Genomic DNA, 20,978 nt, shown 5'->3' on the forward strand with positions numbered 1-20,978 from the left:
GCCATTGACGTAACTGCTATAGGCCCTGCCAAACGGCAAGGCCTATGGACACCAGATCGAATTTGCAAAGGAGTGTATGACCATGAAAATGATAATCGGCGGAAAAGCAGTAGAAGCTTCGGATCAGAAAACCATTGATGTAACAAACCCGGCTACCGGACAGGTGATCGACACCGTCCCCGCTGCGGCCAAGGCGGACGTGGATTTGGCGGTGGAAGAGGCGAAAAAGGCTCAAAAGATCTGGGCAAAGGTCCCGGTCAGCGAGAAAGTGGATATTATGTACCGGTTCTTAGAGCTGGTGGAGGCCGGCAAGGAAGATCTGGCCCAGACCTTGAGCGCAGAGACTGGGAAACCCATCGTGGAAGCGCGCGCGGAGATCGGCAATATTCCGATTGCTTTCAAAGCGTTCTGCGAGAGGGCGAAACACCTCTATGGAGAGACCATCCCGGCCGGATTAGAGCCCGGCCAGGCCAATACGGTTCAGATCGTGAAACGTGAGCCCATCGGCGTGATCGCCTGTGTGATTCCCTTTAACTTTCCCTGTGACCTCTTTGATCAGAAGATTGCTCCGACCCTGCTTGCCGGAAACGCTGCGATTGTGAAGCCTTCGACCGACAATCCGCTGACCCTCTGCAAGCTGACGGCGATGCTGGTGAAAGCCGGGGTCACCGACGGCGCAATCGAGATCATCACAGGCCGCGGCTCCACGGTGGGCGGCTGGCTTTGCGGCAACCCGGACGTGCACGCCATCACCTTGACCGGCTCCACCGAAGTCGGCATCGAGACGGCGAAGACGGCGGCGGATCATCTGGCCCACATCGCCTTGGAGCTGGGCGGAAATGATGCGTTCATCGTCCTGGAAGACGGGGATGTGGATCTGGCGGTGGAAGAGTTGATCTGGGGCCGGATGTACAATACCGGGCAGGTCTGCTGCGCTTCCAAGCGTTTTCTGATCCATCAGAGCCGGGCGGAGGAATTCACTGAGAAAGCGGTAGCCCGGATCAAACAGTTGAAGCAGGGCATGCCTTCGGATGAGGCCACCCAGATCGGCTGTCTGATCAGCGAGAAAGCAGCGAAGACAGTGGAGGAGCAGATCGCTTTGACCGTAAAACAGGGCGGTAAAGTAATCCTCGGCGGCAAACGGAACGGCGCATTTATTGAGCCTACGGTTATCACCGGCGTGCCAAAGAGCGCGGATGTGGCGACGGATATGGAAATTTTTGGGCCGGTGGTTCCGATCATCACCTTTGAGACCGAAGAAGAGGCCATCGAGATTGCCAACAGCTCCAAGTTCGGCCTCTGCGGCTGCGTGTTCACGGAGAATATGAAGACGGCTCTTCGGGTTTGCAATGCTCTCGAATGCGGCGGCACGGTGATCAACGGCGCCAGCTTCTTCCGCAGCTTTGAGATGCCGTTCGGCGGCTATAAATATTCGGGAATCGGCACCGAAGGCGTGATGTCCACGTTTGACGAGGTGACGAGAACCAAGACGATTGTATTGAAGAATATTCTGGCGTAAACCGGATCTCAAAAAGGACGGTCAGCGAGGCGCTGGCCGTCCTTTTAATGAGCGTCTTTTGAGCCGCATTTTCTTGGGAGTGATTTATTCGACATAACCCATCCGTCTGGAAATATCCTGCGCCGCTTTCCGAACCTGGGAGATCACCAGGTCCAGCCGGTCGTCGGAGAGCATCTCGATGGAGCCGCTGGCGCTGACCGCAGCCACGGCGGTTCCGCGGTAGTCGAAGATCGGTGCGCCGACGCAGCGGTGGCCCAACTGATACTCCTCATTGTCCATGGCCCATCCCTGCTTGCGGACGACCCGGAGAACCCGTTTCAGCTCCCGCAGATCGGTGATGGTGTTGGGGGTGAATTTCTGGAATTCGCATCGGTAAAGCGCTTCCTCCAGTTCGTCGCCGGAAAGGCAGGCCAGAAGGCATTTGCCGATGGAAGAGCAGTAGGCGGGGGAACGGTAACCGACCTGGGTGTAAAGCCGGGTATTGGGATAGAGATCCATCTTCTCGATGTAAATGACATCATGGTGATCCAGAATGCCTAAGTGAGTCGTAAGCTCCAGCTCATGGGAGATTTGGCTGAGAAAGGGTTTGGATTCGGTCAAGAGCTCCAAGCCGTTGATGTGGGTGCTGACCGTCTCCACCAGTTTGTAGCCGATGGCATAGGTATTGTCGGAACGTTTTTCTACGTACTGTCTGGCGCACATGGAGGAGAGCAGACGGTGGACCGTAGATTTACTCATCTCGGTTGCCTTGCAGAGCTCAGCCAGAGTCATCGGGGAATCTGCCTGCGCCAGTTGTTCTAAAATATCAAAAACCCGGTCTATCACACGTACCTGATCTTCCAAAAGTGCCCTCCTTCGTAATCTGCCAGACCATTGCCAATCATTTCGCTGCAAGTTCCATTTCTTCTTATTTTAAAATGAATCGCCAGGTGTGTCAATTATATTTCATGAAAATCAATGGCAGGCGAATGAACCGGCGGAGGTTGATATTCTGATAGCACAAAAATATCGTTGCTCTTTTCACAAACCTGTGGTAAACTAAACATACTCATGTAATAAGGGGAATCGATGTTTGTGCTTCATTGCAGAAAATGAAAGACGAACTTTTTTTCTGCCGTTTTTGCTGATTTCCTGTCCTGGCAGGTTCAAAAGGACAGGAGCTTAAGGGGAATAGAATTTGGGAGGAGGATATTCGGTGCAGAAAGAGGAACAAAAGAAGCTGGATGCGATTTTAAAAGACCACAACTATGATCCGGCTTCCGTGATCGCCGTTATGCAGGCGATTCAGCGGGAGTATCGCTATCTGCCGGAGGAAATGCTCAGCTACATCGCAAAAAAGCTAAAGCTGAGCGAGGCAAAGATCTATGGAGTGGCCACTTTTTATGAGAATTTTTCTCTGGAACCGAAGGGAAAATATGTGATTAAGGTTTGTGACGGTACGGCGTGTCATGTGCGCAAGTCGATCCCGATTCTGGAGGAGTTTCGCGCTCAGCTCGGAGTTTCGGCGGAGAAGCCGACCACCGAGGACATGATGTTCACTTTGGAGACGGTGTCCTGCCTGGGAGCCTGCGGCCTGGCGCCGGTCTGTACGGTAAACGATAAGGTACATCCGGCCATGACTCCGGAGAAAGCGCGGAAGCTTTTGGCCGAACTGAAGGAGGAAGCTGCTCATGAAGTTTAAATCCCGTCAGGAACTGGAGTTGGCGCGGCTGGCATACCAGGAATCTTTGGCCAGCCAGAAAAAGCAGATTTTGATCTGCGGTGGGACCGGCTGCGTGGCCGGCGGCTCCCTGGAAATTTATGCGCGGTTAAAAGATCTGATGGCGGAGCGGAATATTCCCTGCTCCCTGATTCTGGAAGAAGAACCCCACGAGACCATCGGGCTAAAGCGCAGCGGCTGTCACGGTTTTTGTGAGATGGGGCCCCTGCTTCGGATTGAACCCATGGGCTGGCTCTATATTCATGTGAAAGTGGAGGACTGCGAGGAAATCCTGGAAAAAAGTATCATCGGGGATGAGGTCATCGACCGGCTGGTGTACCGGGATATGGAAGGAAACGCCTATGAGAAGCAGGAGGATATTCCTTTTTATAAGCAGCAGACCCGGCTGGCTTTGGAGCACTGCGGCCATATCAACGCCGAATCCATCAAGGAATACATTGCCACCGGCGGTTATATGGCCCTGACCAAGGCGCTGTTTGATATGAAGCCGGAAGAGATCGTGGATGAGATCAGCAAGTCCTGTCTCCGCGGACGCGGCGGCGGAGGATTTCCGACCGGGCGGAAGTGGGCGCAGGTGCTGGCTCAGAAAGAGCCGGTGAAATATGTGGTGTGCAACGGCGACGAGGGCGACCCCGGCGCGTTTATGGACCGCAGTATGATGGAAGGCGATCCCCACCGCGTAATCGAAGGAATGATGGTGGCCGCCGTTGCCACAAACGCCCACGAAGGCTATATTTATGTCCGCGCCGAGTACCCTCTGGCGGTATCCCGTCTGCAAGAAGCGATTCGTCAGGCCGAAAAGTACGGCATTCTTGGCAATAATATTCTCGGCTCCGGTTTTGATTTTCAATTACATATCAGCCAGGGCGCAGGCGCTTTTGTCTGCGGCGAGGGCAGCGCGCTGACGGCTTCCATCGAAGGAAACCGCGGAATGCCCAGAGTCAAACCGCCCCGCACCGTGGAAAAGGGCCTGTTTGATAAGCCGACAGTCCTGAACAACGTGGAGACCTACTGCAATGTCCCCACCATTATCGTCAAGGGTGCGGATTGGTACCGGACCATCGGGCCGGAGAACAACCATGGAACCAAGGCGTTCGCTCTGACCGGAAACGTAAATAATACCGGTTTGATCGAGGTACCGATGGGGACCACGCTCCGCGAAGTGATTTTTGACATCGGCGGCGGCGTCAAAGGAGGAGAGTTCAAGGCGGTTCAGATCGGCGGTCCGTCCGGCGGCTGTCTGTGCTTTACCGATAAAGAAGACCATCTGGACATGCACCTGGATTTTGACTCCCTGAGCAAGGTGGGAGCCATGATCGGAAGCGGCGGCCTGGTGGTCATGAACGATAAGAGCTGCATGGTCGAGGTAGCCCGGTTCTTCATGAATTTTACCCAGAATGAGTCCTGCGGCAAGTGCATTCCCTGCCGGGAAGGCACCAAGCGGATGTTGGAGATCTTAAATAAGATCGTCGAAGGCAGAGGCACCATGGAAGACCTGGAGCTTTTGGAAGAACTGGCCGATACGATTTCCCAAACTGCTCTGTGTGGGCTGGGAAAGACCGCGCCGAACCCGGTGCTCAGCACGCTGAAATATTTCCGCGACGAGTACATTGCCCATGTGGTGGATAAGAAATGTCCAGCGGGCCAGTGTAAGGCTCTGCTTTCCTATCAGATCGATCCGGATCTCTGCAAGGGATGCAGCAAGTGCGCGAGACAGTGCCCGGTGAATGCCATCAGCGGCGAAATCAAGAAGCCTTATGTCATCGACCAGGATAAGTGCATCAAGTGCGGCGCCTGCATGGACGGCTGTAAGTTTGGTGCGGTGAAATTAGGCTGAGCCGGAAAGGATGGAAACGATGGAAGAAAAGAAATATATGATCATCGACGGTTACCGCGTCGAGTTTACGGATGAAAAAACGATGCTGGCCGTGATCCTGAAAGCCGGGATCATTCTGCCGACCTTCTGCTATTATTCTGACCTGTCCGTGTACGGCGCCTGCCGGATGTGCGTGGTGGAGGATCAGTGGGGAGGCATCATTGCGGCCTGCTCCACACCGCCGAAACATAAGGCAGTGATTAAGACCAACACGCCGAAGCTGCACAAGCACCGCAAAATGATTCTGGAGCTGCTGCTGGCGGCCCACTGCCGGGACTGCACGGTTTGCGAGAAAAACGGCCATTGCCGCCTTCAGATGCTGGCCCACCGGTTCGGCCTGAACGAGGTGCGCTTCCCCAACAATAACCCTCACCAGGTGGTGGACAATTCGTCCAAGTCCATTGTGCGGGATTCGGGAAAATGTATTCTCTGCGGCGACTGCGTGCGCATGTGCAACGAGATCCAGAATGTGGGCGCCATCGATTTTGCCCACAGGGGATCCCGGATGGAGATATCCACGGCGTTCTGCCGTGACATCGCGGATACCGACTGTGTGAACTGCGGCCAGTGCGCGGCGGTCTGTCCGACCGGCGCCATCACGGTAAAGAGCGATCAGGCCGCGGTGTGGAAGGCATTATATGATCCGAATAAGCGGGTGATTGCCCAGATTGCCCCGGCGGTCCGCGTGGCCATCGGCGAGGAGTTTGGCTTTGAGCCTGGTGAAAATATGCTTGGAAAAACGGTGGCGGCCCTGCGGCGTCTTGGCTTTGACCAGGTCTTTGACACTTCGGTGGGAGCGGATTTGACCATCATGGAGGAAGCGGCCGAGCTGGTGGAGAAGCTGGAAGAAGGCGACAGTAAATATCCGCTGTTTACATCCTGCTGCCCGGCCTGGGTGCGCTATGCTGAGACCAAGCATCCGGAACTGATGAAGTATGTCTCCACCTGCAAGTCACCGATGGAAATGTTCGGCGCTGTGTTGAAGACATACTATAAAGAACACGACAGAAAAGAAAAGAAGGAGACGGTTTCCGTCGCGATCATGCCCTGCACGGCCAAGAAATATGAAGTGTCGCGGGAAGAATTCAAGCGAAACGGCGTGCCGGATGTGGATTACGTCCTGACCACCTTGGAAGTGATCAATATGATCAAGGAGATCGGAATTCTCTTTGACCGGATCGAAGGCGAGTCCAGCGACATGCCTTTCGGCCTCCATTCCGGAGCGGGCGAGATCTTCGGAGCCACCGGCGGCGTCACGGAAGCGGCGGTCCGCCGCGTCGTGGCGGATAAGAGCCCCAAAGCCCTGAAGGATATCGAGTTCATGGGCTTCCGCGGCATGGACGGCGTGAAAATCTGCGAGGTGGACGTCAATGGCCGGATGCTGCGCATCGGCGTGGTCAGCGGCCTTGGCAACGCGGAAGTCTTGATTGAGAAGATCGAGAGCGGCGAGGAGCATTTTGACTTCGTGGAAGTCATGGCCTGTCCCGGCGGCTGCGTCTCCGGTGCCGGTCAGCCGTTCAGCCGGAAGAGAGAAAAACGGATGCGCGCCGAGGGCCTGTACAAGAATGACAAGACGGCCCAGATCAAGCGCAGCGATGAAAACCCGCTGATGGTGAATCTGTACGGGGATCTTTTGAAGAACCGCACCCATGAGCTGCTCCATGTGCATTATAAGGGCGGACGAGAGAGTTAAAAGAGAATGCGGAAATAAGAATCCGCAGCAAAATAAAAACACACCGCATTGGTCCCAAAAATCAGGGGCCGATGCGGTGTTCTCATTTTGAGTCAGCAGAAATTATCGCTGCATTTCTGCTGACTCACAGAGCCAGTCCATGTATTCTTCCGTAATTTCGGAACAGAAAACACGGTGTCCTCCACCTGTGGAACCTATTTTCTTCCTCATAGCGGGCGATCGCGTGATAGAACTTTGTGTAATTCGGATACTGAATCAGCGGCACATGGGCGAAATCTTTGAGTTCAATCCCTTTTTTCATGGTATCAATTTCTGCTTTCGTGATTCCATCGAAATATTTTTCGAGCATGTTTTGGGTGATCAGGAGAGCAAATTTTTCATCCAGCAGAGGAATGGAAGTCAGATTAGGAGGATACCGGCCGTCAGGCCCAATAAATAAATCCATCTGCTGCTTTTCGGTCTGGTATTCCAAATCCCGGCTGTACCCGCTGACCATGTCCAGCTTCACATGGGGATATTGTTTTAGAAAGGCAGAGGCAATGTCTGGAATTGCGATCTCATACCGCGATTCCAGAATGCCCAGTGTGATTTTTTCGCAGAAATCGAGGTTGTTTTCGCTTAGAATGGCGGCAACGTTATCTTCGATGGTCTTGATCTGCCGTACGGCGTTTTTCAGGGCCTCCCCCTGGGGAGTCAAGATCAGTTTCGGGGATCTGATAAACAAAACGGTGTCGTATTGCCTTTCCAGGGATTTTATGGCGGCGCTCATTCCCTGAGGGGAAATAAACGCTTTCTCCGCCGCCTTGCGCATGTTCATTTCTTCTGCCGCCAGCAGAAAATATTTTAGCCGATGATCCATGGTTCCTCCGTTCTGATGCGTGTATAGTGATTTTTGGTTGAAAGGAAGGCCTCAAAACCTTTTCAGCCAGGAAAACGAGTGAGCCACAAGTGGATAGGATGCCCTCAAGTTGGACAAGGAAAAGACCTGCTTGAGGGTATTGTCACGTCCGTAAAAGAGCAAAATAACGGAAATAGAGAGAGGAGTGCTTCCAAGTAAATTATAGCAAAATATGAAAGATTCGCAAGGAAAGAGAAAACGGAATCGTTGAAAAATCGGCGGCGGAAATTTCATGTTAGGAATTTCATTTTTCCACGCAACCAGCTATTGAAAGCCCACTTCGGATATGCTAAAATAAAACAGATTATGGGAGGAATGCGAATGCGGATTCGGATTGATAACGGAAGGGTTTTGGACCCGTCCACGAAGAGAGACGGGATCTACAATATTTTGATTGAAGAAGACCGGGTAACGAAAATCGCCGCCGGCTGTACGGATCCGGCGGATCGGGTCATTGATGCCAAGGGCTGTTATGTGATGCCGGGGCTGATTGACCTTCACGTGCATTTTCGGGAGCCAGGCTTTGAATACAAGGAGACCATAGCGACGGGGGCAAGGGCGGCTGCCAGAGGTGGATTTACCGCTGTCTGCCCGATGGCGAACACCAACCCGGTGATCGACAGTCCGGAAATGGTTTCTTTTCTTTTGGAAAAAGCGAAGAAAGAATCGCCGGTGAAAATTTTACCCATCGGCTCCGTAACCAAGGGGCTCTTGGGGAAAGAAGTGACCGACATGGCAGCGATGAAGGCGGCCGGAGCCGTGGCGTTCAGCGAGGACGGGAAGACTGTCATGGATGCGGCGGTTTACCGCAAAGGCCTGCAGCAGGCCGCGGCCATCGGAGCGGTGGTGATGGATCACTGTGAGGATATGGATCTTTTAAAAGAAAGTGTAATGCAGGAGGGTACCCCTGCGGAGGCCCGCCGGGTCAGCGGCGTCAGTCATGCGTCCGAGGACCTGATCACGGCCAGGGATATCCTTTTGGCAAAGGAGACCGGCGCCCGCCTGCACCTGTGCCACTGTTCGACGGCGGCCAGTGTCTGGATGGCCGGGGAGGCGAAAAAGCAAGGGGTGGCATTGACCGCCGAGGTCTGCCCTCATCATTTTACCTTGACCTACGAAGATATCCCGGAAGGGGACACCAACTATAAGATGGCGCCGCCGCTGCGGGAAAAGAAAGATGTGGAAGCCCTCCGGACCGCTCTGAAGAACGGAGTGTTGGATGCGATTTCCACGGACCACGCGCCCCACAGCGCTGAGGAAAAGGCAAGACCATTTCCGCAGGCTCCCAACGGAATCGTCGGTTCGGAGACTGCTGTGGCTTTAACCATCACCGAGCTGGTGGAACCGGGAATTCTGACCCCGATGGAGATGGCGGAAAAGATGAGCTTTCATCCGGCTCAAATCCTGGGGCTTGAGACCGGGATGCTGGCGGAGGGGCGGATCGCAGACATCACGATCCTGGATCCGAACGCCGAGTATGTCATCGATAAAAATAAATTTGCCTCAAAGGCAAAGAATACGCCGTTCCACGGGCGGAAGGTCAAAGGAAAAGTCCTTTACACCATCGTGGACGGGAAAATTGTATACGCTGCGGAGGAAGAGCAATGATCAACGTTTTAAACGAGAAAATCAGAAAACTGGACGCGCCGGTGGTGGTGGGTCTGGATCCGATGTTAAAATACATTCCGGAACATTTACAAAAAAAGGCGTTTTCCGATTTGGGCGAAACCCTGGAAGGGGCCGCCGAAGCGGTCTGGGAATTTAATAAGGGGATTGTGGATGCCGTCTATGATTTAATCCCGGCGGTCAAGCCCCAGGTTGCCATGTATGAGCAGTTCGGCCTGCCGGGCATGATGGTTTATAAAAAAACCGTGGACTATTGTAAGCAAAAAGGGCTGGTGGTGATCGGCGACGTGAAGCGCGGCGATATCGGCTCCACCTCCGAGGCCTATGCCATCGCTCATCTGGGACAAGCCCAGGTGGGGAGCGCGAGCCTTTCCGTCTTCGACGAGGATTTTGCCACGGTCAACCCGTATCTGGGATCCGATGGAATCCGTCCCTTTTTGGACGTGTGCAAGAAGGAGAAGAAGGGGATTTTTGTCCTCGTGAAAACCTCCAACCCTTCCAGCGGGGAGTTCCAGGACCGCCTGATCGACGGCCGCCCTCTCTATGAGTGGGTGGGAGAGCAGGTGGCCAAGTGGGGCGAGGAAGTTCTGGGCGACGGCTACAGCTATGTGGGAGCCGTGGTCGGCGCGACCTACCCGGAGATGGGAAAGGTCCTGCGGAAGGTGATGCCCAAAGCCTGCATTTTGGTGCCTGGCTACGGAGCCCAGGGAGGCAAGGCGGCGGACCTGGCCCCGTATTTTAATGAGGACGGCCTCGGCGCCATCGTCAATTCCTCGCGGGGAATCATCGCTGCATACAAGCAGGAAAAATATGTGAAATTCGGTGCGGAACACTTTGGAGACGCGTCACGTCAGGCCGTGCTTGATATGATTGCAGATCTGAAAACCATACGGTAACCGCCGGGGAGAAGAGATGGGAAAGAAAAAAGAAACGGCTGTGGTCCTCTCCCAAGAGAGGATCGGCGCCGGTATTATGAGCCTTTGGTTACAGACCAAGGAGATTGCAAAAGAGGCGGCTCCGGGCCAGTTTGTCTCCGTTTACTGTAAGGATGGGACCAGACTTTTGCCGCGGCCCATCAGCCTGTGTGAGATCGACCGAGAGAACAAAAGACTGCGGTTGGTGTACCGGATTGCCGGGAAGGGAACGGAAGAATTTTCCCATCTGGCAGCCGGTGATTCGGTGGATCTGTTGGGACCCCTGGGAAATGGGTTCCCGATTCAGGAGGGCAAAGCTCTGATCGTGGGCGGCGGCATCGGCGTCCCTCCGATGCTTGAGCTGGCGCGGACTCTGCCGGGGGAAAAAGTCCTTGTGATGGGCTACCGGGACGAGACGTATCTGGAGGAGGAGCTTCGGAATGCGGGTCCTCTGCTCCTTGCCACCGAGGACGGCAGCAAAGGGACCAAGGGGACCGTGCTGGATGCGATCCGGGAAAACAGTGTCAAAGCCGACGTGCTCTACGCCTGCGGACCGACCCCGATGCTGCGGGCCCTGAAAGCTTATGCCGGGGAGACCGGCATGGAGGCGTGGATTTCCATGGAAGAGAAGATGGCCTGCGGAATCGGCGCGTGCTTAGCCTGCGTCTGCCAATCGGCGGGAGTAGACGAGCACAGTCAGGTGAAGAACAAACGGGTCTGCAAGGAAGGCCCTGTGTTCAACGCCCGGGAGGTGGAGTTATGAATCTAGGCGTAAATCTGGCCGGAGTCCAGTTGAAAAATCCGGTTATGACCGCGTCCGGGACCTTTGGCTCCGGCGTGGAATACAGTGAATTTGTGGATCTGAACCGGTTGGGCGCGGTGGTGACCAAGGGCGTTGCCAATGTTCCGTGGCCCGGAAATCCCACGCCGCGGATCGCCGAAGTGACGGGAGGCATGTTAAACGCCATTGGCCTCCAAAATCCCGGCATTGAGACGTTCTGCAAGAGAGATATTCCTTTCTTGAAACAATTTGACACGAAGATTATCGTCAACGTCTGCGGCAAGACCACCGAAGAGTATCTGGAAGTGGTGGAGCGCCTTTCGGATGAGCCGGTGGACATGCTGGAAATCAATATTTCCTGCCCCAACGTCAAGGAGGGCGGGATTGCCTTTGGCCAAAACCCCTGCTCCGTGGAGGAGATCACGAAGGCGGTAAAGAAAAAGGCAAGGCAGCCGGTGATCATGAAGCTGAGTCCCAACGTGACGGATATCACCGAGACGGCGCGGGCGGCGGAGGCCGGGGGCGCCGACGTGGTTTCTCTGATCAACACACTGACCGGCATGAAGATCGATATTCACCGCAGAACTTTTGCCCTGGCCAATCAGACCGGAGGTCTGTCGGGCCCGGCGGTCAAGCCAGTGGCGGTGCGGATGGTCTACCAGGTCTCCCATGCCGTTAAGGTGCCGGTGATCGGAATGGGCGGGATATTGACCGCGGAGGACGCCATTGAGTTTTTGCTGGCAGGCGCCAGCGCCGTGGCTGTGGGAACCGCGAATTTCCACAATCCGTCGGCAACCCTGGACATTGTCCGGGGGATCGAGGAGTACATGGAGCGGTATGGGATGGAGCAGATCTCCGATATCCGCCTCCGGTAAATAAAGAAAATGAAAAATAAAAGGAGATGGCTGATCCATAATAGCGGTCTCCTTCTTTCTTGTATGATAGGAAATTTTTTTCGTATGGTTTTCCAGGAGGAAGGCTATTTCAAAATAGGAGGGAAGAGATGAAGCCGGAATTGAGATGGGATCGGATGAAAATATGGGCGGCGGATTTAGGCCCCCAGTCCTCTGTGCCGGATCTGCTGGGAGAGCATATTTTACAAAATCATTTGGAATTTCGTTTGGAGGAAGGGGACGAGATTTATGAAGGATATGGGCGCAGAAAAAATGCCTATCCCTACCGGCAGTATAATGGCTATACCAGAGAGCGGAAAGAAAAAGAGATCCAAACAGCAATCCTGGAAAATGATTTTTTGAAAGCGGTTTTTCTTCCGGAGTACGGCGGAAGATTGTGGGAGCTTTGGGACAAAACCACAGGAAAAAATCTTCTTTATACAAACGATGTGCTCCAGTTTGGAAACCTGGCGATACGAAATGCCTGGTTCAGCGGGGGTGTGGAATGGAATGTGGGGATCATCGGGCATAATCCCTATACCGTTTCCCCTTTGTATACGGCGGTGACGGAGTTGGAGAATCACACGCCGGTTCTTCGGATGTATGAGTACGAACGGGTTCGCAAAGTCCCGTATCAGATGGATTTCTGGCTGGAGGAGGACGACCGGTTTTTAAATTGCAGAATGAGGATTGTCAACGAAAGCAGCGAGGTGATCCCCATGTACTGGTGGAGCAACATGGCGGTGCCCGAATATGAAGGCGGAAAGATTGTCGTTCCCGCCGGTCAAGCCTTTACTTTTGCGGATGGAGCGGTCTTTAAAGTGGATCTTCCCGTTGTGAACGGAATTGACATTACGGATTATAAAAAAATCCCGAGATCCGTCGACTATTTCTTTGATATTCCGGAGGAAATGCCAAAATTCATTGCCAATCTGGATCGCGAGGGTTATGGGCTTTTGCAGGTATCCACCAAAAGGCTGAGGAGCAGAAAGTTATTTTCCTGGGGAAATGGCCAGGCTTCCAACCATTGGCAGGAGTTTTTGACGGACCGGGCGGGAAGGTATGTGGAAATTCAGGCCGGACTGGGGAAAACCCAGTATGGCTGCCTGCCGATGGCGCCTCATACCGCATGGGAGTGGATGGAAAAATACGGTCCGGTTCCGATGTCCGGAGAGCGTTTCCGGGGTTCCCACTCGGAGAGAGCCGGAGAACTGACCAATTTCCTTGTTGAAAATCACTGGGAAGAAGCGATGGAGGAAACGCTGAAAAGAACCTCTGGCCCAGCGAAGAAAAAGGCGGAACTTGTGATGCCGGGGAGCGGCTACGGCGCGCTGGCACCGCGCGGAAAATGGTCCGGGCACTTGGAATTTGTGCTGGCCGATGAAGCAATAAAGAAATGGCAGAGCTTTTTTCAAGAAGGGACCCTTCACAAGCCGGATCCCCAATACGCCCCGGATGAATTTCTCATCGATGAAGAAAATATAGGCTTTTTGACAGAGACATTGAAAAAGCAGAATCGTGAGAATTGGTATGCCTTCTATCAGGCCGGGACCGCTTGCTTTGCCCTGGAGGATTACGAAAAAGCGGAGGGCTATTATAAAAAATCCTTCGAGTTGGAGGCGAATGCCTGGGCCTGCCACGGCTTGGCCTGTACCGGCCTTGTCCGCGGGCGGAAAAAGGATGCGGCGCAGTGGATTGCCCGCGGGATCGAAATGCAGAAAAATGACGGAAGCTACATGAAAGAAGGCCTAAAGATCTTGTTTTTGTGTGAGGCCTATGAGGAAGTCTGCGGCATTTATGAATCCTTGGGGAGGGTTTGGCAGCAGACGGGAAAACTGAAATTTTATTACATTTCTGCGCTCCACCGGCTGGGAAAAGAGAAAAAAGCCTATGAATTGTTGGAGGAAAACGGGGGACTGATCGTGGAAGATATCCGGGAAGGGGAGGACTCCATCGCACAGCTGTGGCAGGAGTTGTATGAAAACCTTCACTCGGTAAAAATGCCGGTTCCCTACCGATATGATTTTAAAGCATTTTAAATCGGAAAAAAGCGGAAACTGCCGGCGGGCCATGACAAGGAAACAGTGGGAAGCCAAGGAAAAGCTTTGATTTCCTGGCAAATTCCCGGATTGAAAATCTCTGTCAGGTATGGTAAAATTATAAAGATTGTATCATTCTGCCCTGATTTTTGTCAGGAGACGCATCCTGGCGGCTGCAGATTTAGCGGTGCCACCGAAAGAACGCTTGAGGAAGGAACCGGAGAGGCGATGATATCATGCGGGTTTAATGGTGATATCGGAAGAACGCTTAATAAGAAAACCGGAGAGGCGATGAATCATGCGGGTCGAGTGGTGATACTGAAAAAACGCCGTTAAAGGAAAGATCGGAAGAAACAAAAATGAAAAATCGCAGCGCAGAAGATGAGGACAGGAGATTGGGAAAGGAATCAGAAGGGCCGGGGACGGGACAGGCCCATCTATACGGAGGCGGAAAGATGGAACAATATAAACAGGAATTTATTGAATTTATGGTAGACTGCCAGGTGTTGAAATTCGGCGATTTCGTCACGAAAAGCGGCAGGCAGACTCCGTTTTTTGTAAACACCGGCTTTTACCGCACCGGGGCGCAGTTAAGGAAGCTGGGCCAGTATTACGCGAAAGCCATCGAGGCTAAATTCGGCACGGATTTTGACGTACTGTTCGGCCCGGCCTATAAGGGGATTCCCTTGACTGTGGCAACCACGATTGCTCTGAGCGAATCTGCCGGCGCGGATATCCGCTATTGCTCGAACCGGAAAGAAGTGAAGGATCACGGGGATAAGGGGATTCTTCTGGGGAGCCCGATCGGAGACGGAGACCGGATCGTGATCATTGAGGATGTGACCACGGCGGGAACCTCCATCGCGGAGACCATGCCGGTATTAAAAGCGCAGGGTGACGTGAAGGTGCAGGGCCTGGTGGTATCTGTGGACCGCATGGAGCGGGGCAAGGGGGAAAAGAGCGCGCTTGCCGAGATCCGGGAACAGTATCAGATGGAAACGGTGGCGATTGTGACCATGGCTGAGGTGGTGGAGCATCTATACAACCGCCCCTATAAGGGAAAGATAATCATCGACGAAAAAATAAAGGCGGCGATCGACGAGTATTATGAGAAATACGGAGCGAAATAAACGAAGAGGGCGCAGAAAAAAGAGGAAAACCTTAAAGGAGCGGCTGCGCTCCCTGACCTATATGCAGACGGCGCTGACCATCTTCGCCGTCGGTCTTGCGGCGCTTGGCTTTTGCCTGTGGCGTGCGATCGCAAGCAACGGGACTTCCGGCATAGTGGCGGCACTGGTCGGAATTTTCTCGTTTATATTGGCCTTGATTGGCCTTTCTGTCACGCTCTACGGGCACTTTGTCGTGAGAATCGAAGGGAAAATTTCCTGGCTGGCAGGTGTTTTTACCAATGGAACGCTGCTGGTCATTACCATTTTACTATATCTATCCGGACTCGGAGGTTAAAAACACATGAAGAAAATAGGAATTATCGGCGGCGGACAGCTGGGAAAGATGATGATTCTGGACGGGAAACGTCTGGACACCTGGTTTTCCATCCTGGATCCCACCGAGCGCTGCCCGGCCCACAGCATCGCCGACGAACATATTGTGGCGGATTTCGACGATGTGGATGCGATTCTGCGGCTGGCTGAGGGCGTGGACGTCGTCACCTATGAATTTGAGCACATCAGCGTAAAAGCCTTGCAGCTTTTGGAGGAGCAAGGGCATAAAGTGTATCCCAGTTCGGAGACACTGTTCCATATTCAAAATAAATTGGTGCAGAAACAGTGGCTGGCGAAACACGGGATTCCGGTTCCGGAATTCCTCCCGATTGAAAATTTGGAGGATATTTACCGGGCGGAGAGCAAATTCACCTATCCGATGATTTTAAAGACCTGCACCGGCGGGTACGATGGGAAGGGGAACGCGGTGATTGCGGACCATGACGACGCAGCCCGCGCTTACGAGGCTCTTGGGGCCGGAAAACTTCCTTTGATGGTGGAGGAGTGCATCGATTTTGAAAAGGAGGTTTCCATTCTGATTTGCGGCAGCGAGAACGGCGAGATGAGCGTCTTTCCGGTGGCGGAAAATGTCCACAAGAACAGCATCTTAGATGAAACCACGGTGCCCGCGAAGATCAGCGAAGCCAGCAGACAGGAGGCCATGGAGGTGGCGAAAGCCTGCCTACAGGCATTCAAAGCCTGCGGCATGCTCTGCATCGAGCTGTTCGTGACCAGGGAAGGACATATCCTGGTCAACGAACTGGCGCCTCGCCCCCACAATTCAGGGCATTATACCATCGAAGGCTGCTATACTTCCCAGTATGAGCAGCACGTCCGGGCGATTTTGGGGATGCCTCTTGGCAATCCCGGCCTGATCCGGCCGGTGGCGATGAAGAACCTGATCGGGGATAAGACGGGCCCGGCGAATTTGGAGGGCCTTGCCGGGGCGTACCGGTTCCCCAACGCGAAGATTCATATTTACGGAAAAGAAACGGTCAAGGTGGGCCGGAAGATGGGCCACATCACCGCGACCGGAGAAACCATAGAGGAAGCGCTTGCCGAAGTCCGCGGTGCCCACGACGCGCTGTGGTTTCGCTGCGCAGGAGAGGAGTAGAGCAATGCAAAATCCAGTGGTAGGAATTATTATGGGAAGCGATTCGGATCTTCCCGTTATGGCAAAGGCGGCGGAGATGCTGGATCAACTGGGCGTCCCCTATGAGCTGACCATCGTATCGGCGCACCGGACTCCGGACCGTCTGACCGAATATGCGAAAAGCGCGGCAGGCCGCGGCATCCGCGTCATCATTGCCGGAGCCGGCGGAGCCGCCCATCTGCCGGGAATGGTGGCATCCCAGACCGTACTGCCGGTGATCGGCGTGCCGGTGCAGACCAAGGCTTTGGGCGGGGTGGATTCCCTGTATTCCATCGTCCAGATGCCGCCGGGCATCCCGGTGGCCACCGTAGCCATCAACGGCGCTTTGAATGCCGGGCTCTTGGCCGCGAAGGTTCTGGCGGTTTCCGATACGGCGCTGTCGGAGAAGGTGGAGGCCTACAGCAAAGGGCTGAAGGACATGGTGGAGACAAAGGCTGAAAAACTGGAAACTGTTGGTTATAAAAAATATTTAGAGGAAATGTAGGGGGAAGGAAAGATGGCGATGGATTACAAGAGAGCCGGCGTAGATATTGAGGCCGGATACCGTTCGGTGGAGCTGATGAAGGAGCATGTGAAAAAGACCATGCGCCCGGAAGTGATGGGGGGCCTGGGAGGATTTTCCGGCGCTTTCAATGCCAGTGCATTTAAAGACATGGAGGAGCCGATCCTGCTCTCTGGCACTGACGGCGTCGGGACCAAGCTGAAACTGGCTTTTTTGATGGACCGCCACGATACAATTGGGATCGACTGTGTGGCCATGTGTGTCAACGACGTGGCATGCGCCGGCGGCGAACCGCTGTTTTTCCTGGATTATATTGCCTGCGGCAAAAATGAACCGGAGAAAATTGCAACGATTGTTAAAGGCGTAGCGGAAGGCTGCCGCCAGGCAGGAGCCGCCCTGGTCGGAGGAGAGACCGCAGAGATGCCCGGCTTTTATCCGGTGGATGAGTACGATTTGGCCGGATTTGCCGTGGGCATCGTGGACAAGAAAAATCTGATCACCGGCGAGACTTTAAAGCCCGGCGACGTGCTGTTGGGCCTGGCGTCCTCCGGCGTTCACAGCAACGGTTTTTCCCTGGTGCGCAAGGTCTTTTTGATGAACGAGGAAAACCTGAACCGGTATTATGATTCCCTCGGAGATACCCTGGGAAATGTGCTTCTGGCTCCGACTAAGATTTATGTGAAAGCGCTGAAGGCGGTTAGGGATGCGGGTGTCACGATCCAGGGATGCAGCCATATCACCGGCGGTGGTTTCTATGAAAATATTCCGCGGATGCTTCCGGAAGGCGTGCGCGCCGTGGTAAAGAAGGACAGCTATCCGGTGCCTCCGATTTTCCCGATGCTTCAGGACAACGGCGGCATCAGCGAAAAGATCATGTACAATACGTTTAACATGGGAATCGGCATGGTTCTCGGCGTCCGGAAAGAGGACGTGGAGACGGCGAAAAAGGCTCTGGAATCGGCGGGAGAGACCGTCTATGAGATCGGCGAGCTGGCCGCCGGGGAGAAAGGCGTAGAATTATGCTAAAATTCGGCGTCCTGGTCTCCGGAGGCGGGACCAATTTACAGGCGATCCTGGACAGCCTGGAGGCGGGAAAGATTACAAATGCGTCCCTGGAAGTGGTGATCAGCAATAATCCGAACGCCTATGCGCTGGAACGGGCGAGAAAACACGGGATCCCGGCGCAGGCGATTTCCCCCAAGGATTTTTCCAGCCGGGAAGCTTTTAACGACGCGCTGCTGGCCGCCTTGGAAGAATATCACCTGGATCTGATCGTGCTGGCAGGATTTTTGGTGGTGATCCCGGAGAAGATGGTGAAGCGCTATCCTAACCGGATCATCAACGTGCACCCGTCGCTGATCCCTGCGTTTTGCGGCACCGGATATTACGGATTAAAAGTGCACGAGGCGGCTCTTGCGCGGGGCGTGAAGCTCACCGGCGCCACGGTTCACTTTGTGGACGAAGGCACGGATACCGGTCCGATTTTGATGCAGAAGGCGGTCGAGGTAAAAGAAGGCGATACGCCGGAGACCTTACAGCGCCGCGTGATGGAGGAGGCGGAGTGGGTCATTCTGCCTGCGACGATCCAGAAGCTTGCGAATCCGGAGAAATAAGGAGAAGAACAGACGATGAAAGTATTGGTGGTGGGAAGCGGCGGCCGGGAACATGCCCTGGTCTGGAAGATTTCCCAGAGCAAAAAGGTGGAGAAAATTTACTGCGCGCCGGGAAACGGCGGCATCGGACAGATTGCTGAGTGTGTGCCGGTAGGCGCCATGGAATTTGAAAAGCTGGCGGATTTTGCCGAGGAAAAGAAGATTGATCTGACCGTCGTCGGCATGGACAATCCGCTGGTCGGCGGCCTTGTGGATGTGTTTGAAGCCCGCGGGCTCCGGGTGTTCGGCCCCCGGAAAAACGCAGCGATCCTAGAGGGATCCAAGGCATTTTCCAAGGATCTGATGAAGAAATACCAGATTCCGACCGCAGGCTACGAGACCTTTGACTCGCCGGAGGAAGCTGTGAAATACCTGGAAACCTCCGAATATCCGATCGTGCTGAAAGCCGACGGGCTGGCGCTTGGAAAAGGCGTGCTGATCTGCATGAATAAGGAAGAGGCCATGGCAGGCGTGAAGACGATCATGCTGGACAAGCAGTTTGGGTCCGCCGGAAACCGCCTGGTGGTGGAAGAGTTCATGACCGGCCGGGAGGTTTCGGTCCTGAGCTTTTGCGACGGCAAGACGATCCGTCCGATGACTTCGGCCCAGGATCACAAGCGGGCAAAGGACGGCGATCAAGGCCTGAACACCGGCGGAATGGGAACCTTCTCTCCGAGCCCCTTTTATACGGCGGAAGTGGATGAATTCTGCAAGAAATATATCTATCAGCCCACCGTGGACGCGATGGCGGCGGAAGGCCGTCCGTTCACCGGCGTGATTTTCTTTGGCCTGATGCTGACGGAGAAAGGCCCGAAGGTATTGGAATACAACGCCCGCTTCGGCGATCCGGAGGCCCAGGTAGTGTTGCCTCGGATGGAGAACGATATTGTGGACGTGTTCGAGGCCTGTATCGACGGCAGGCTGGATCAGGTAGATCTGAAATTTGCGGACAACGCCTGTGTCTGTGTGGTTTTGGCATCCGGCGGCTATCCGGAGCACTATGCCAAGGGCTATGAGATCCAGGGCTTGGAGAATTTTGACGGCAAAGACGGCTACTATGTATTCCATGCCGGCACCAAAGAGAACGAAAACGGCAGGCTGGTCACAAACGGCGGCCGTGTGCTGGGTGTGACCGCGCTGGGAGAAGATTTGCACAAGGCCCGCGCCAATGCCTATGAGGCGGCGAAGTGGGTGGATTTCACTGACAAGTACTGCCGGTCCGATATCGGAAAGGCAATCGATGAGGTGAAACAAGAAAAGTAAAGATCGGGGCGCAGCTTGAATCGGCTGATCCGAGGGGAGGGTTCCTTGCCTGAACAGGGAATTTTGCCCCGGAGGAGTCGGTTTGGCCGCGCCCTTTTCTCTTGGTGAAATATGCCTGGTCGATACCGGCGGGTGGAATCTTCTTTTTTATTGGGAGACAAAAAAGTTTTAGACAGCGGGAAAATGGAGCTTGACAAATCCTGGAATGTTGCTATAATAATAGTAATGATTCCGATTATCAGAAAAACAATACATAGAAAAGGAGAAAAAGAATGGCGGATTTAAAAGGAAGCAAGACGGAGAAGAACCTGTGGGAGGCATTTGCTGGCGAGTCGATGGCGAGAAACAAATATACTTTCTTTGCCTCGAAGGCGAAAAAGGACGGTTACGTTCAGATCTCCAAGATTTTTGAGGAGACGGCAGCCAATGAGAAAGAGCACGCAGAGCTGTGGTTTAAGCTGCTGAACGGCGGCATCGACAGCACCGATAAGAATCTGGAAGCAGCTGCGGAAGGCGAGAACTACGAGTGGACCGACATGTATGATAAATTTGCGAAGGAAGCCCGTGCAGAAGGCTTTGATCATATTGCGGATTTGTTTGAAGGCGTGGCTAAGATCGAGAAGGAGCACGAGGACCGTTATCGTAAACTGCTCTCCAACGTACAAAACGGCCTGGTATTCTCCCGCGACGGGGACATGGTATGGCAGTGCGGCAACTGCGGCCACATCGTGATCGGAAAGAAAGCTCCGGAGGTTTGTCCGGTATGTGCGCATCCGCAGGCTTATTTCCAGCTGAAAGCGGAGAATTATTAATCGAACATAGAGTCCAAAAAGGGGTCAGATCCTTTTTAACGATTCCAGGAGGCGGTGCGGCGATTGCTGCGCCGCCTTTTCCCCTTTGATTTTCTTTTGTGAATTTGGCGCCTGTTTTGCCGGGCAATGGATATC

The 20,978-nt window shown here is 54.0% G+C and carries 19 protein-coding genes; 17 read left to right on the forward strand and 2 right to left on the reverse strand.

Annotated features, from left to right (window positions below; genetic code table 11):
- Nucleotides 1-82 precede the first annotated feature (82 nt).
- Nucleotides 83-1,519: an aldehyde dehydrogenase family protein gene (locus MUB23_RS02160; protein WP_244798544.1), complete on the forward strand. Its 1,437-nt coding sequence runs from the start codon at nucleotides 83-85 to the stop codon at nucleotides 1,517-1,519.
- Nucleotides 1,520-1,603: 84 nt separating this feature from the next.
- Here the strand turns inward: MUB23_RS02160 and MUB23_RS02165 are convergent, their stop codons facing one another.
- Nucleotides 1,604-2,362: an IclR family transcriptional regulator gene (locus MUB23_RS02165; RefSeq protein WP_244798545.1), complete on the reverse strand. Its 759-nt coding sequence runs from the start codon at nucleotides 2,360-2,362 to the stop codon at nucleotides 1,604-1,606.
- 352 nt (nucleotides 2,363-2,714) lie between these two features.
- On the opposite strand from MUB23_RS02165, the gene MUB23_RS02170 reads away from it, so the two are divergent.
- Genes MUB23_RS02170 through MUB23_RS02180 form a run of 3 tightly spaced genes read left to right on the forward strand, consistent with a single transcriptional unit; the run spans nucleotide 2,715 to nucleotide 6,808 of the window.
- Nucleotides 2,715-3,200, forward strand: a complete 486-nt coding sequence (locus MUB23_RS02170) for an NADH-quinone oxidoreductase subunit NuoE family protein (protein WP_244798546.1) — start codon at nucleotides 2,715-2,717, stop codon at nucleotides 3,198-3,200.
- The gene (locus tag MUB23_RS02175; RefSeq protein ID WP_244798547.1) at nucleotides 3,190-5,076 is read left to right on the forward strand and encodes an NADH-quinone oxidoreductase subunit NuoF; all 1,887 of its coding nucleotides are present in this window, start codon (nucleotides 3,190-3,192) and stop codon (nucleotides 5,074-5,076) included. Before MUB23_RS02170 ends, MUB23_RS02175 begins: the two co-directional genes overlap by 11 nt.
- A 19-nt stretch (nucleotides 5,077-5,095) precedes the next feature.
- Nucleotides 5,096-6,808, forward strand: coding sequence for a [FeFe] hydrogenase, group A (locus MUB23_RS02180; protein WP_244798548.1), 1,713 nt, complete (start codon nucleotides 5,096-5,098; stop codon nucleotides 6,806-6,808).
- Between the two features lie 124 nt (nucleotides 6,809-6,932).
- On the opposite strand, the gene MUB23_RS02185 is transcribed toward MUB23_RS02180, so the two are convergent.
- The gene (locus tag MUB23_RS02185) at nucleotides 6,933-7,667 is read right to left on the reverse strand and encodes a LysR family transcriptional regulator (protein ID WP_244798549.1); all 735 of its coding nucleotides are present in this window, start codon (nucleotides 7,665-7,667) and stop codon (nucleotides 6,933-6,935) included.
- 360 nt (nucleotides 7,668-8,027) lie between these two features.
- Here MUB23_RS02185 and MUB23_RS02190 point away from each other — a divergent pair, with 360 nt between their 5' ends.
- From MUB23_RS02190 to rbr, 13 genes are all read left to right on the forward strand, one after another.
- The gene (locus MUB23_RS02190) at nucleotides 8,028-9,314 is read left to right on the forward strand and encodes a dihydroorotase (protein WP_244798550.1); all 1,287 of its coding nucleotides are present in this window, start codon (nucleotides 8,028-8,030) and stop codon (nucleotides 9,312-9,314) included.
- Nucleotides 9,311-10,228: an orotidine-5'-phosphate decarboxylase gene (gene pyrF, locus MUB23_RS02195; RefSeq protein ID WP_244798551.1), complete on the forward strand. Its 918-nt coding sequence runs from the start codon at nucleotides 9,311-9,313 to the stop codon at nucleotides 10,226-10,228. Before MUB23_RS02190 ends, pyrF begins: the two co-directional genes overlap by 4 nt.
- A 16-nt stretch (nucleotides 10,229-10,244) precedes the next feature.
- Nucleotides 10,245-11,009, forward strand: coding sequence for a dihydroorotate dehydrogenase electron transfer subunit (locus MUB23_RS02200; RefSeq protein WP_244798552.1), 765 nt, complete (start codon nucleotides 10,245-10,247; stop codon nucleotides 11,007-11,009).
- Entirely contained in the window at nucleotides 11,006-11,902 is an 897-nt protein-coding gene (locus MUB23_RS02205) for a dihydroorotate dehydrogenase (RefSeq protein WP_244798553.1), read from the forward strand. The genes MUB23_RS02200 and MUB23_RS02205 overlap by 4 nt, the downstream gene beginning before the upstream one ends.
- 128 nt (nucleotides 11,903-12,030) lie before the next feature.
- Nucleotides 12,031-13,959, forward strand: a complete 1,929-nt coding sequence (locus tag MUB23_RS02210; RefSeq protein ID WP_244798554.1) for a DUF5107 domain-containing protein — start codon at nucleotides 12,031-12,033, stop codon at nucleotides 13,957-13,959.
- Nucleotides 13,960-14,414: 455 nt separating this feature from the next.
- Nucleotides 14,415-15,089 (forward strand): orotate phosphoribosyltransferase, encoded by a 675-nt coding sequence (gene pyrE / locus MUB23_RS02215; protein ID WP_244798555.1) that lies wholly within the window; start codon nucleotides 14,415-14,417, stop codon nucleotides 15,087-15,089.
- Nucleotides 15,067-15,423: a hypothetical protein gene (locus tag MUB23_RS02220; protein WP_244798556.1), complete on the forward strand. Its 357-nt coding sequence runs from the start codon at nucleotides 15,067-15,069 to the stop codon at nucleotides 15,421-15,423. Before pyrE ends, MUB23_RS02220 begins: the two co-directional genes overlap by 23 nt.
- A 6-nt stretch (nucleotides 15,424-15,429) precedes the next feature.
- The gene (locus MUB23_RS02225; protein WP_244798557.1) at nucleotides 15,430-16,575 is read left to right on the forward strand and encodes a 5-(carboxyamino)imidazole ribonucleotide synthase; all 1,146 of its coding nucleotides are present in this window, start codon (nucleotides 15,430-15,432) and stop codon (nucleotides 16,573-16,575) included.
- A 4-nt stretch (nucleotides 16,576-16,579) separates the two neighbouring features.
- Nucleotides 16,580-17,098, forward strand: a complete 519-nt coding sequence (purE, locus tag MUB23_RS02230) for a 5-(carboxyamino)imidazole ribonucleotide mutase (protein ID WP_244798558.1) — start codon at nucleotides 16,580-16,582, stop codon at nucleotides 17,096-17,098.
- Nucleotides 17,099-17,116: 18 nt separating this feature from the next.
- A complete protein-coding gene (gene purM, locus MUB23_RS02235) occupies nucleotides 17,117-18,142 on the forward strand; it encodes a phosphoribosylformylglycinamidine cyclo-ligase (RefSeq protein ID WP_280515597.1) in 1,026 nt (341 codons plus the stop codon).
- Nucleotides 18,136-18,729: a phosphoribosylglycinamide formyltransferase gene (gene purN / locus MUB23_RS02240; protein WP_244798560.1), complete on the forward strand. Its 594-nt coding sequence runs from the start codon at nucleotides 18,136-18,138 to the stop codon at nucleotides 18,727-18,729. Before purM ends, purN begins: the two co-directional genes overlap by 7 nt.
- Before the next feature lie 15 nt (nucleotides 18,730-18,744).
- On the forward strand, nucleotides 18,745-20,031 hold the full coding sequence (purD, locus tag MUB23_RS02245; RefSeq protein WP_244798561.1) for a phosphoribosylamine--glycine ligase: 1,287 nt from the start codon (nucleotides 18,745-18,747) through the stop codon (nucleotides 20,029-20,031).
- A gap of 272 nt (nucleotides 20,032-20,303) precedes the next feature.
- Nucleotides 20,304-20,843, forward strand: a complete 540-nt coding sequence (rbr, locus tag MUB23_RS02250; RefSeq protein ID WP_244798562.1) for a rubrerythrin — start codon at nucleotides 20,304-20,306, stop codon at nucleotides 20,841-20,843.
- The last annotated feature ends 135 nt before the right edge of the window (nucleotides 20,844-20,978 follow it).

This window comes from Cuneatibacter sp. NSJ-177, from assembly GCF_022867805.1.
Lineage (GTDB): Bacteria > Bacillota > Clostridia > Lachnospirales > Lachnospiraceae > Pseudolachnospira.